This is a genomic window from Shouchella xiaoxiensis, assembly GCF_016907895.1.
GTDB classification, from domain to species: Bacteria; Bacillota; Bacilli; order Bacillales; family Bacillaceae_D; genus Shouchella; species Shouchella xiaoxiensis.
Genome location: NZ_JAFBCV010000003.1, coordinates 272,900 through 284,938, shown reverse-complemented (window position 1 = coordinate 284,938; position 12,039 = coordinate 272,900). Strand labels below are relative to the sequence as shown.

The following is a 12,039-nucleotide window of genomic DNA, read 5'->3' as shown; positions in this document are numbered from 1 at the left end:
ACATGTTACCATAGTGTGTTATTAGTGCCAACTAAAAATCAAAAAAAGAGCCCATAACTGAGCTCTAAGGTTTGTGCTTATCCATCGTACTTGATTGATCTTTTGTTGCTTTTTTATCCTGTTCTTCCTCTTTTTCTTTTTTTATTTCATCTAATGGTAATTCGTCATGAGGCGACTCTAATAAATCATTATCTTTCGTTTCTTTCCAAGCTCTTTTTTCGTCTTCTCTTTTTCTGGTCACTTATATCACTCCTTCTCTTATAAGGAAGATTTCCTAATTAGCGCCATTTCAAACCTACATGAACCAAGCAAACCATAAAGGACCTCTTTGAGATTGTAGTTCTACGGCTGTACAAGATGATTCAGGTAAAAATACACTATGGTCATCAACTTCTCCATATGTTGTCTCATCAATATTATTTGTAAAACCAGCCGTATCAAAGCAGGCAATTGCGCTATATTGGTTTAATGTATAATCAATAATAACTCGTTCCTCTTCCCCTGGTCCATGTTCAACTTGAATAATAAACCCCATTGCCACAATAATGAGGCTGGCTATTAATCCTACTACCCATCGGTGCTTTCTCATTTTTCACCCTCCCACGCTTCATTTTCATTTTATACACAATCCCATTAACGTTCAATTCTTTTTCTCAAATAGAGAAGTCGATGAAGAATGTTAGATTTTCTAACAAAATGATTCACACATCTCTGTGAATTGTGATATATTATTACACATTAACCAACGTGGCTTTTACTTATTAGCGAGGTGGAGTGGCTTGTCTTATAAAGATAAAAAAGTAATTACGATTGGTGTTGTCAGTGAATTAACAGGTCTTACTGAGCGTAAAATACGTTATTATGAAGAAAGAAAGCTTCTATTTCCTGAACGTTCAAAAGGCGGAACCCGTAAATATTCTTTTTTAGATGTTGAGCGGCTTGTTGATATCGCCAATAAAATGGAAGACGGTATGCAAACATTTGAAATTCGCAAAATGGAACAAAAAGCCATACGAAAACAAGAAGTACGAGAGCGCATGTTGCGTGGGCAACTTAATGCTGCTTTTAATATTCGAAAATAAAAACCGGGTAGATCGAGCGAATCGATCTACCCGGTTTTTCCTTTATCTACCTTACATGATCTAGTCAATAGTTGAGACAAACTACGTAAAAAGGAGGCAAATCATAATGGTAAAGCATTTGGTAAAGCAAGCTGTAATCGTTCTAACATTATGCCTTCTTCTACCTAATTCTGTTTGTTACGCCGCTGAAAAACAAGTCGCAATTGTTATTGATGATTTTGGTAACGATGTAAAAGGAGCTCAATCTTTTTTACAAGGAAATTTTCCTATAACAGTAGCGATTATGCCTTTTCTAGATCAATCAACAGAACAAGCAGCTATTGCAAGTGAGAATGGGCTTGAAGTCATTATTCATTTACCACTTGAGCCTAAGAAAGGAAAAAAATCGTGGCTTGGACCTGATGCAATTACAACAGACTTAAGTGATGAACAAATAAACGACCGTCTTCATCGTGCTTTAACTCTCGTTCCTCAAGCAAAAGGACTAAATAATCATATGGGATCAAAAGTGATGGAGGATCGAAGAATTGTTACTTTAATCGTTAAATTTGCTAAAGATCATAACCTTTACTTAATCGATAGTAAAACTACTCCTGACTCTGTCATGCCAGAAATTGCGAGCGATCACAATGTACCCTGTTTTCCACGCTCAACCTTTTTAGACGACACACTTTCGTCTTATTCACATGTAAAAAAACAGTTAATTAATTTTGCAGAAGAAGCGCCTTTTTATGACCATCCGATTGCGATTGGTCACGTCGGCATTAAGGGTGAGCAAACTTATAATGCCATTACCGATTCTTTATCGATGTTAGCAGAACAGGATTTAAAACTTGTGTTTCCATCAATATGGACCTACCCGCAAGTTGAGCAAGATCTAATTTCTTTAACGAAAGGAGAATACGATTTTAATGAAACAAGGAATTAAATGGGCAATTGGCCTTAGTCTCCTGCTAATAGTGGCTATGGTTTCCCTAGGACCAAGTAAACCGTACAGCACAGAACAATTAAAAACACTTACGACCGATCGTGTAACAAATGCTTCAATGGATCATTTAATGGCTGAAGATATCGCTAGAACAACTTCCTTACTTATTGCCTCTTTGACAGGACAGATGGAAAAATGGGGTGATGTCGATGTTGAAACATTAACTGCTGATATTGCAGAAGAATTAAATGAACACCCATACATTAAAGGAATTGCCATTCGAGATAAAGACAATCGGATAATTGATGGTCTAGGTACTCTTCAAACCGTTTCTTCTGAAGATATCTCGTTCTCAAATCAATATGACGGGATTCTTTATTCCAATCCTTATCAGGTAAATGGTGAAAATCATCTTTTTGTGGGAAAAAAATTGGACAATCAACACCAATTGATAGGTGATGTCGATTTACGATTTATTCAATCATACTTAGCTGACTTCGCTGCCATTGCCGATAGTAATGGAACGTTTTTTGTTTCCGGCTCACATCCAAATGTTCAGTTTTCAGCGATGAATGAATTACCAGATCAAGCTGAAACTGTTTCTGTACCAGGACTGAATTGGAATATTGTTGTTCAATCTGAACCAAAGAAATTGGATCAAAAAGTATACAAGCATCAAGTAGTTGCTAAACTTCATTCATCAACAAATATTCAGGAGTGGGCAGCGAAACATCAATACGAAGTAATCAGCTGGAATCGCCCGTTTATTGTAATTGGCAAAGAAGGCGTGCACGAAGATGAGCTTGTCAATGCCTTAAGACAGGATAACGCCGTGTTGTATGCTGAACCCAATTTTGCTTTTGCAAATCAAGCCGTGATTTCCCAAGCAAAGGTTGAGCCAAATGATGAGTTTTTTAAATCCTATCAATGGAACTTAGAACAAATTCAAGTTGAAGATGGGTGGAACGTGGCCAATGGCGCAGACGTAACGATTGCCATTATTGATTCTGGTGTCGACTCAAATCATATTGATCTTAAAGATAAATTAACAAATGGATATAATGCTATAACTGATACAGAAGATTACGCTGATGGCAATGGACATGGAACGCATGTTGCTGGCATTGCAGCCGCTATTACAAACAATGTTGAAGGTATTGCCGGCGTTTCTTGGCAAAGTAATATTATGCCCATTAAAGTATTAGATGATAATGGTGAAGGCTCTTCCTACGCTGTTGCACGTGGCATCTATTGGGCCGTTGATAATGGAGCAGATGTTATTAACATGAGCCTTGGTGATTATTATCACTCCGATGTTTTGTACGATGCCATTGAATATGCTTATGAAAAAGATGTTGTTCTTATAGGAGCTTCCGGCAATGAGAATACAGGCGATTTAATGTACCCTGCCGCGTACCCGCAAGTGATTACTGTAGCATCCGTTAATGAAGATCAGAATCGTTCCTTTTTCTCAAATTATGGCGATCATGTTGATGTTGCCGCTCCTGGAGAACATATCCCTAGTACGTATGTTGATGATCAGTATGTTATGCTTTCAGGGACTTCAATGGCCTCACCTCATGTTGCTGGTTTAGCAGCTTTATTACGCTCTGTTAATCCAAGTCTGACAAATGAAGAGGTTGGTAATTTAATTCTTGGAAATGCCAAGCAACTTGGCGATGGTGAATTTAATGTTTATTATGGTTATGGAGAGATTGACGTAAACAAAACGTTACAACACCTTATTAACGAATAAAAAGACGGAAGTGAGTCAATCGTTGACTTCCTTCCGTCTTTCTTTTACTGAATCCATGCGCATAATTGTTGCGGATTTTCGTTTAACAAACTCACAAACATATCCTTCTCTTTGTCGTTTAATAAACGTCATTCGACTGATTGGTTTTAGACTAGACCAAGCTACTGAATCTAGATTAGACCATTTGTCATGCGTAATATACTCTTGTTTAAAATAGTACGTATACCCTGATGTAAACTCTTCACAAACATACTTAACAGTTTGTTTTGAATGCATTGGTCACCCAGCTCCATTTCAACATTTTTCTGCAGTAAATGATAGTATTGACCAATTTAAACGTTTTTATTTTCGTCTCCTCTTTTCTTGACGGGTGATACAAAAAGCGTTTACCATTAAAAGAGAAGGTTTAAGAAAATCTAATACAAAGAAGTGATACATGTATGAATTCATTAAAAGACAGACTTTTAACCGATAATGAAATTGCACCGCTTATTATTTCTGCTGATAAAGTTGCTCATGTTCAAATGAATAATCCCTTACAACACGCCCTCTTAGTCTTAATTAAATCAGGCTATACAGCAATTCCTGTTCTTGATTCGACTTTTCATTTACGTGGCATGATTAGTAAATCATTAATTCTCGATTCATTATTAGGTGAAGAAGATTTTGAGCTAGATCGCTTGTCAACATTAACTGTAAGTGACTGCATGATGAAAGATGTCCCATGCATTAAACCAGACGCTCCATTTTCAAAAGCATTATCTTTATCAATTAATCATCCGTTTTTATGTGTGGTTGATCAAAACCAGTCATTTTCTGGGATTTTAACAAGGCGTTCCATACTTGCTCTCATTAGCAAATATCTTCACCAACCACCCTATTAAGAGGAAAAATACGAAAGAAGTTTCTTCTCTCTCGTTTTGAACATTTGTGTTAGTCCAGAAGATAGAATGGATGGAAACCATTTTGCTTGAAATGAAACTTGATCGATCATTTCCGTATGGTTTCCATTTCGTTGAAACTGATGACGATGTTCCCAAAACGTAAACGGATAAGGTGGCTTCTCCATGCGGTCAACAAAATAGTCTGGTGCACTTATGTCAAGTATTTCCGTATTAATTGACATAAGTCCACACGTCAAAGGAACCGTAACTTTTATGTTCTTACTAGTGACAGCTACGCGCACAGGAGGAATTGTTTGAATGATTTCCATATTTTTCGGCTCTGAAAAAAATTGCCACGCCTCCTCCTGACTTATAGGCAAATTCGTATGATAGCGATAAATGTATGTATCCAATTTAAAACTCCTTATACATAAAATTGAATAATTAAACCCTGTAATTCCCCAATTCTTTTTAATAAATCAAACTCCGTCTTCTGTTGATTAAAGACATCTTTAGTTAAAGCTTCTAACTCATAATCAATTGTTTTTACTAATTGATGATGCTTAAACCTTCCACTAGCCATACTTGTTGTCCGCTCTAACTCTAAACCCTCATTTACTAAATAATCAAGACAAGCGCGCACTTTAGCACGATAGTTTTTTAAGTCACCCGCTGTTCTGCTCTGAGCTAGTCGCTTTCCATCTTCAAGTAAATCTTCAATTCTGTCTGAAAAAGTTTGTTTTGAGTGAACGTGCATCGCTTGATTAAAAGACGATTTAAATGCTTTTGTACCTACTGTTTTTTTAGGTACGAAATTGGTTTGATTTAAATGATTTTTTTGCGTTCGTTCAATATCAATCAACAGGTTGTCCCCCAGTTTAAAAATGTGAAATGGATTGTACATGTATTATACTAAAACAAAAGGATCCCTTCCAGTTGATAACTAAAAAGCTTTGCACTCTAAGTGGAGGTGCAAAGCTTTTTTTACTGACTTATGATTTATTAGTAGCTGTCTTTATAATTGCAACAACAACTGTTGCTACTTTTTCAAGTGAATCGATTGAAATTCGTTCATTTGTTGTATGAATTTTTTCATAACCAACCGACAAATTAATTGTCGGTATGCCAAATCCAGAAATAACGTTGGCATCACTTCCACCACCGCTTGATTTAATGGAAGTTTTTAATCCGCAGCTTTCAATCGCTCTCTTGGCAACTTGTACGACTTGAGCCTGGTCTGACTCTTTATAGCCCGGATAAGCATGTCTTACCTCCACTTCACATGAGGTGCCCATTTCTTCTGCTGCCAGCTCAAAGCCCTTTGTCATTGCTGCTACTTGTCGATCCAGTTTTTCTTTTACTAAGGAGCGGGCCTCTGCTGTAATTTCAACGTAATCACAGACAATATTTGTTTGTGTACCTCCCTCAAATCGTCCAATGTTCGCAGTTGTCTCATTGTCTATTCTACCTAAAGGCATCTTCGAAATAGCTTTCGATGCAACTGAAATCGCCGAAATCCCTTTTTCTGGTTCAACGCCGGCATGTGCGGTCTTACCAAAGATTTTTGCAATAAGCTTTGCTTGAGATGGAGCAGCTGTAATCATGCCGCCAACTTCACCATCACTATCTAACGCATATCCGTAGACAGCCTTAACACTTTCTTTTTCTAAAGCTTTCGCGCCAACTAATCCTGATTCTTCTCCAACTGTAATCACAAACTGGACTTGTCCATGATCAATCTGTTCTTCTTTTAATACTTTTATCGCCTCAAGCATTGCGGCAATACCTGCTTTATCATCTGCACCTAATATGGTTGTTCCATCCGTTTTTATGTAACCAGCCTCTATAATAGGCTTTATTTGATTTCCAGGAACGACCGTGTCCATGTGAGAAGTAAAATAGATCGGATCGAGACCTTCCTTTGTAGCAGGAAGCGTACAAATCAAATTCCCAGCACCATGGCCCGTTTTTTCTTTTGCATCATCCTCTTGTACTTCGAGACCAAGCTCTGTAAATTTTTGCGTTAACAATTCTGCAATTTCTGCTTCATGCTTTGTTTCTGAGCTTACTTGTACAAGCTCAATAAATTCCTCTACTAATCGACTCGTCACTTTCATTCACTCCATTATGTATTAGATTCTTTTCAATCATATCGCATGTTTTCATTTGATTCACGTTATTCGCCTCACATAGTTCAATAAGTATGCCGTTTGTATAGCTTGGTTTTATAAAACTTATGAGCCGATTATGACTTCCTCGCTCTATGGTATGCGTAAACTCGAAACCATTAGCTTGAAAAAGATTCCGAGCTCTTACTAAATGAGGAACCGAATAAGCTAGATGATGAAAGCAAGGGGTCCGATGCTTCTTTATAAAGCGAATCAAGGACTGATTGGCTGCAAGTGGTTGAATCAACTCAATTGTAAAAGCGTTTGAATATAAAAAAATAACATCGACCCCTTGATTCTCAATTCTTTCTTCTTCTGAATCAATAATATTAAACCTTTTTGTAAATAGTTTCACCTGTTCTCTTGATTCAATGGCATAAGCAATATGATCGAAACGGAGTGAATTCATAAAACACCTCTTGCTAGCTAGGTTTATAATCAGTTAAACTATGGATAGATTATTAGTAGGGGGAATTTGTATGCCACGTAAATTTCAACGTGTCATTGTGTATATTATGATTGGAACCCTTGTTCTTGGAGGCATTTTAGGTGGCGCCGCAGGTCTGGGAATGTTTTAAAAGCAGGCATATGCTTGCTTTTTTATTTACTCTCCTTTATCAAGCCATAATTCTGAGCAATCACTTTAAATGATTTTGCTTCGTTGACAATCACTACAGCGCTGCCAATTTCAAGTTTCTCATAGAGACGCTCAACCGACGTGTTCGCTAATCGGATGCAACCAAGAGAAGCATGATAACCAATTGAACTAGGACGGTTTGTTCCGTGCAAACCAAAGGTTCTTCCCTCTGTTCCATTTGCATCAAATCCAATCCACCTTGTTCCTAATGGATTATCTTTGTCTCCTCCTTGAATATTCTTCTTTCGATAATAAGGCTGTTTTGCCTTTACCAATACATGAAAATGACCAACTGGCGTTTCTTCACCTTTTTTTCCAGTGGCGACAGGATGAATTTCTGAAATGTGATTCGCTTCTATTAACGCGAGCGTATTTGTATGAATATTAACAATTACGCTAGCTTTTTCTATTTCAAATTCTTCAGCCGGGAGAGTGACTGGATTTAATAAAAGTAGTAGGAAACATAAAAAAGACCATTTCACCCAAAGCATCTCCTTTCATTGATCACTTTAGGGTTTACGAAATAGTCTTCTCTTATCCGATTTATGTGTCCATAAAGCTTCTTTCGTTAACAAATATTGCTCTAATTCAAAAACAACATACATTAACGAGGACCTTGTTTCAAATTCTTCACGAGATTTTGGCAACGGCATTTCTCTGAACGCTTTACGCATTTCTTCTAAGCGTAACAAAAAATAAGGGACCGAGTTTGTAGGACTAACAGCTTTACTTAATTCATTCAAGAAATTAGCAACTTCCTCTCTCTGCGAGAAAGATCCCGTAATTCGTGTTAAATGGGGCATAATTCGTTCAATTATATCTAATTGACGCTCACGCATTCCGAAATAATGATAGAAATGATCCTCCTCACGCAACAGATGATTATTCATCGATTGCATCGCTTGCTGTTTACTTTCTTTTAAAAGCGCATCAGCCTCTGAAAGCTCTTTTCCATCCCATTGACTCTCTCCATGTTGAATATAAGCGGATAGCTCACGTAAAATAATCACAAGCTTTTTCTCAATTAATAAGCGTTTTGACCGTAGCTCTTTATCTTTTGACGGCATATATAGATTCATTAACAGAGCTGTTCCAATTCCTATTAAGATAAGTTGTAATTCATTCCAAAAAAAAGCGAGCGATGCTTCTCCTACAACGTATAGATGTAGGACGATGACTGAACTAGTCACGATGCCATCAGTAGCCCGAACGATTAACATGACGGGAATAAACAACAGAATAAATAGTCCTAAACTAAATGGATGATAGCCAATCGCTTCGAACAGTACTGCACTCATCCCTAACCCAATCATGCACGCAATAAAACGAGCCCATGATACAAGCAATGAGTTTTTTCTTGTAACAGAAATGCAGAGAATGGTTATAATTGCTGCAGATGAAGCAAAATCAAGCGCTAATGCTTCCGCAACGCTTAAGGCAATAATTACGCCTACAGCCGTTTTTATCGTACGGTATCCAATTCGAAATGACATCTAATCCCTATTTTCTGTATATGATAGACATAGTCTACCATGAACCGTTCTTAAAATCGAACAGGACCTAGCGATTACGAGCGCGAAAAGGACACCCACCTTGCACTGGTTCACAATCATCTCCAATAAAAAATTGTTTCCATTCACGGTGATCTTTATCGCCGTAGTGACTAATATCGGGATGCTTAGGAATTTGATCCCATGCTTCGACGCGTTTACGAACGGCTTCACGTGAATTAATGCCTTTCGGTTCCGTCCCTTCTAAGCCTTGGAAAATTTCTCTTGGTTGAAAGCCTAATATTAAACTCTGACCTAAATCACGTGTAATGCGTTGTTTATACGCTGGAGCATTGGCAAACGCAAACATCGATCTTCCTGCAAAACAGTAAGACCATAAATGATGGTCCGGGTCTTCAGGTGTATGTTCTGGCCACCCCTTCTCGTCATTTTGGTTACAGTATTGCAAAATATCCCAAAAGTAACGACGGTAATAGTCCAAATTCTGTTCTTTTTCCTCTGGCTCAACAAATACAAACAATCCCCTGCGCACAAGGGGCATTTGATTCATCAAAAGCAGAAATTCTTCTAGCGTTTGTGGCAAACTAGACCAGTCATTATGGTCAATATACGAATAGCGTAACTCCCCTTTCCTCTCTCCCTTTTGTCCAAAAAAACAAGGAAATGTTGGTTTTGTTACAACTTGTTCATACTGACGATAAGACTCATTCACCCATTTCGGCACTTCATTTGATTTCATTTCAGCAGTTGTTAACAAACGAGATTGTCTCATTTGATTCCTCCTCTTCCATTTAATCCTATGAACGCCTCCTGCTCCTTAGACATTTAACTACATAAAAAGCATGTCTACTTTTCATCCATACATCATTATGTAGTAAGAGACTTGTACGATGGATGGGAGGATTTTTGATGATTGAAGCTCTTTCAGCAATAATTTTAGGTCTTTCACTTGCCGTACCAGTAGGACCAATCTGTCTAGAAATTATGAAACGAGGGTTATCTTATGGTTTCTTTAGTGCCCTATCTGTTGGTATAGGCGGTATTACTGCCGATTTCTTCTTTATGATTTTAATCTATTTTGGTTTGGCTCACTTCATCATGATCGATACAGTTCAGCTTGTGTTGTACTTTTTTGGGTCAAGCTTTTTACTTTATATTGGTTTTCAAACAATTAATCATCGCCACCGTCCTGTCATTCAGATGACGACTGAAAATAGAAACAGCCATCTTTTTTCATCTTATTTTACTGGATTAACAATTGCTCTTATTAATCCAATCAATCTCATGTTTTGGTTCGGTATTTATGGTTCTACCCTCGCTAATTTATCTACTAATAACTCCACCGCTACTTTCCTCACCATGACGGCGTTTTTATTTTTAGGAATTCTTATTTGGAACGTTTGTCTTGCTTTTTTAGCAAGTTTCAGCGGACGATTTTTAAGTACAACACTATTTCCAATAATTAATATTGGCGCAGGGATCTGCCTTTTAATTTTCGGTTTTCATTTTGCTTATAAACTTGCTGCTTTACTATTCATTTAAAAAGAAAAACAGTCGACCTTTTGTCGACTGTTTTTCTAATGAAGATGAGATGTCATCTTGTTGATATACTTTTGTTCATGCCGCATTACCTAAAACTAAAATAGAACAAATAGAAGATGAACAAAAAATAATCCACCGATCGCATACATTGTTTTTGAAACGTCTTTTGCCTTGCCCATTGCCAGCATCAAGATTGGGTAGGCAACAAATCCAGCTGCTATTCCATCGGCAATGGAGTAGCTCAATGGTATACCTGCGATAATCATGTATGCGGAAAACCAGCCAGCAAATGAATCAAATGATAACTGGGCCACTTCTTTAAACATCAAACCACCTACAATAAGTAGGATTGGCGCAATCGCACTATCAGGTATTGCACCTAAAAAAGGAAGAGCAATAATCGTCAGACCAAATAAGAGACCTGTTGTAACTGTCGTAAGCCCTGTGCGCCCTCCTGCAGCAATCCCTGCCGCTGTTTCAGCAGTAGAAACCGTTGGGCTTGTTCCAAAGAAGCCAGCACTCATCGCAGAAACAGCATTAGCCTGAAGCGCTCTTGTTGCCTTTTCAGGTTGATTTAACGTTTTCGTGTATCCAGAGATTAAACCAATATTCTCAAAGGTAAGCACCATCGTTAAAGCAAAAACAGAAGTCCAGAATGGAATCGTCAGGATGGCGCTAAATGATAATTGTCCAATCACAGCTGTTGCGTCACCTAGCGAAAATGTAATCGCACTAGCTGCAGTTGTTACATTTAACACAACTCCGATTATAAAACCAATTATAATTGTCCATAAAAAATGACCTGGTATTTGCTTTACAAATAAAACGACTGCTACAAGTAATGTTAATAAGGTTGCTAAAGGCATGGGCTCAGTCAAATTAGCTAATTGAACAAACGTGTCCGAATTGCTTTCAATTAACCCACCTTTTTGTAAACCAATGAAGGTTAAAAATAAGCCAATACCAGCTGTAATACCTGCCTTAAGTGTATCGGGAATAGCTTTAGTCAGACTTGCTGCAATTGGAGTAAATGCAATAACCATGAATAAAACGCCAGCAGTAAATACAACAGCCAAAGCTTCTTGCCACATCAACCCAGACCCTTGAACAAACGTATACGTAAACATCGCATTAATACCCATCCCAGGTATCAACAAAATAGGAGCATTGCTCCAAAAACCCATTAACAAACAGCCGAGAAAACAAGTAATAATCGTCGCAAGCGCTGCACCCGCAATCGGAACACCCGCGTCTGCAAGGATCGTTGAATTAATAGCAACTATATAGACAGATGTTAAAAATGCAATCGTTCCTGCTGACACCTCTTGTTTAATCGTTGTTTGATGTGCTTTTAATGAAAACACTCGTTCTAAATTCATTAACAACTCTTCTCTTACTTCTTAATCCCTCGCCCACCCAGTGCACAGCACCACAAGACATCTTAGCACAGCGATCTAAAAAAGAAAAGTTGACTATGAGCAGATCATAGGAAGCACCAATCTGGTTATGTTATACTGTATAAACCCTTCAA

Annotated in this window: 17 protein-coding genes; 6 read left to right on the top strand and 11 right to left on the bottom strand. The window is 37.8% G+C overall.

The features are described 5' to 3' along the window. Positions 1–64: 64 nt before the first annotated feature. Both JOC54_RS06940 and JOC54_RS06935 read right to left on the bottom strand, forming a co-directional pair. A complete protein-coding gene (locus JOC54_RS06940) occupies positions 65–241 on the bottom strand; it encodes a hypothetical protein (protein ID WP_204465314.1) in 177 nt (58 codons plus the stop codon). 54 nt (positions 242–295) lie between these two features. Then, positions 296–589, bottom strand: coding sequence for a hypothetical protein (locus JOC54_RS06935; protein WP_054793969.1), 294 nt, complete (start codon positions 587–589; stop codon positions 296–298). A 190-nt stretch (positions 590–779) separates the two neighbouring features. Here JOC54_RS06935 and JOC54_RS06930 point away from each other — a divergent pair, with 190 nt between their 5' ends. The 3 genes from JOC54_RS06930 (at position 780) to JOC54_RS06920 (ending at position 3,766) form a co-directional block, all read left to right on the top strand. Continuing rightward, entirely contained in the window at positions 780–1,082 is a 303-nt protein-coding gene (locus JOC54_RS06930; RefSeq protein WP_035441835.1) for a MerR family transcriptional regulator, read from the top strand. A 106-nt stretch (positions 1,083–1,188) separates the two neighbouring features. Next, a complete protein-coding gene (locus JOC54_RS06925) occupies positions 1,189–2,010 on the top strand; it encodes a divergent polysaccharide deacetylase family protein (RefSeq protein WP_204465313.1) in 822 nt (273 codons plus the stop codon). After that, positions 1,994–3,766, top strand: coding sequence for a S8 family peptidase (locus JOC54_RS06920; protein ID WP_204465312.1), 1,773 nt, complete (start codon positions 1,994–1,996; stop codon positions 3,764–3,766). The genes JOC54_RS06925 and JOC54_RS06920 overlap by 17 nt, the downstream gene beginning before the upstream one ends. A gap of 15 nt (positions 3,767–3,781) precedes the next feature. On the opposite strand, the gene JOC54_RS06915 is transcribed toward JOC54_RS06920, so the two are convergent. Then, positions 3,782–4,042, bottom strand: a complete 261-nt coding sequence (locus JOC54_RS06915; protein WP_204465311.1) for a hypothetical protein — start codon at positions 4,040–4,042, stop codon at positions 3,782–3,784. Positions 4,043–4,206: 164 nt separating this feature from the next. Between JOC54_RS06915 and cbpB the strand changes: the two genes are divergently transcribed. Next, positions 4,207–4,650 carry a cyclic-di-AMP-binding protein CbpB gene (cbpB, locus tag JOC54_RS06910; RefSeq protein WP_035418348.1) on the top strand — a complete coding sequence of 148 codons (444 nt, stop codon included), beginning with the start codon at positions 4,207–4,209 and terminating at the stop codon, positions 4,648–4,650. Here the strand turns inward: cbpB and JOC54_RS06905 are convergent. The 4 genes from JOC54_RS06905 to JOC54_RS06890 all read right to left on the bottom strand — a co-directional run bounded on the left by JOC54_RS06905 (position 4,647) and on the right by JOC54_RS06890 (position 7,227). Beyond that, entirely contained in the window at positions 4,647–5,063 is a 417-nt protein-coding gene (locus tag JOC54_RS06905; RefSeq protein WP_054793964.1) for an SRPBCC family protein, read from the bottom strand. The genes cbpB and JOC54_RS06905 overlap by 4 nt on opposite strands. 11 nt (positions 5,064–5,074) lie before the next feature. Then, positions 5,075–5,512: a YaaR family protein gene (locus tag JOC54_RS06900; RefSeq protein WP_204465310.1), complete on the bottom strand. Its 438-nt coding sequence runs from the start codon at positions 5,510–5,512 to the stop codon at positions 5,075–5,077. 130 nt (positions 5,513–5,642) lie between these two features. Further along, positions 5,643–6,761 (bottom strand): M20/M25/M40 family metallo-hydrolase, encoded by a 1,119-nt coding sequence (locus JOC54_RS06895; RefSeq protein WP_367617771.1) that lies wholly within the window; start codon positions 6,759–6,761, stop codon positions 5,643–5,645. Beyond that, positions 6,730–7,227: a VOC family protein gene (locus JOC54_RS06890; RefSeq protein ID WP_204465308.1), complete on the bottom strand. Its 498-nt coding sequence runs from the start codon at positions 7,225–7,227 to the stop codon at positions 6,730–6,732. The genes JOC54_RS06895 and JOC54_RS06890 overlap by 32 nt, the downstream gene beginning before the upstream one ends. 70 nt (positions 7,228–7,297) lie before the next feature. On the opposite strand from JOC54_RS06890, the gene prli42 reads away from it, so the two are divergent. After that, positions 7,298–7,396 carry a stressosome-associated protein Prli42 gene (gene prli42, locus JOC54_RS06885; RefSeq protein ID WP_157684249.1) on the top strand — a complete coding sequence of 33 codons (99 nt, stop codon included), beginning with the start codon at positions 7,298–7,300 and terminating at the stop codon, positions 7,394–7,396. Between the two features lie 22 nt (positions 7,397–7,418). Here the strand turns inward: prli42 and JOC54_RS06880 are convergent, their stop codons facing one another. From JOC54_RS06880 to JOC54_RS06870, 3 genes are all read right to left on the bottom strand, one after another. Beyond that, on the bottom strand, positions 7,419–7,937 hold the full coding sequence (locus tag JOC54_RS06880) for a L,D-transpeptidase (RefSeq protein WP_204465306.1): 519 nt from the start codon (positions 7,935–7,937) through the stop codon (positions 7,419–7,421). A gap of 27 nt (positions 7,938–7,964) precedes the next feature. Next, positions 7,965–8,948, bottom strand: a complete 984-nt coding sequence (locus JOC54_RS06875) for an aromatic acid exporter family protein (RefSeq protein WP_035418344.1) — start codon at positions 8,946–8,948, stop codon at positions 7,965–7,967. A 67-nt stretch (positions 8,949–9,015) separates the two neighbouring features. Continuing rightward, positions 9,016–9,738, bottom strand: coding sequence for a YqcI/YcgG family protein (locus JOC54_RS06870; RefSeq protein ID WP_204465305.1), 723 nt, complete (start codon positions 9,736–9,738; stop codon positions 9,016–9,018). Between the two features lie 137 nt (positions 9,739–9,875). Here JOC54_RS06870 and JOC54_RS06865 point away from each other — a divergent pair, with 137 nt between their 5' ends. Beyond that, on the top strand, positions 9,876–10,508 hold the full coding sequence (locus JOC54_RS06865) for a LysE family translocator (protein WP_035418340.1): 633 nt from the start codon (positions 9,876–9,878) through the stop codon (positions 10,506–10,508). A 95-nt stretch (positions 10,509–10,603) separates the two neighbouring features. Here the strand turns inward: JOC54_RS06865 and JOC54_RS06860 are convergent, their stop codons facing one another. After that, positions 10,604–11,887, bottom strand: coding sequence for an NCS2 family permease (locus tag JOC54_RS06860; RefSeq protein WP_437183519.1), 1,284 nt, complete (start codon positions 11,885–11,887; stop codon positions 10,604–10,606). Positions 11,888–12,039 lie beyond the last annotated feature (152 nt).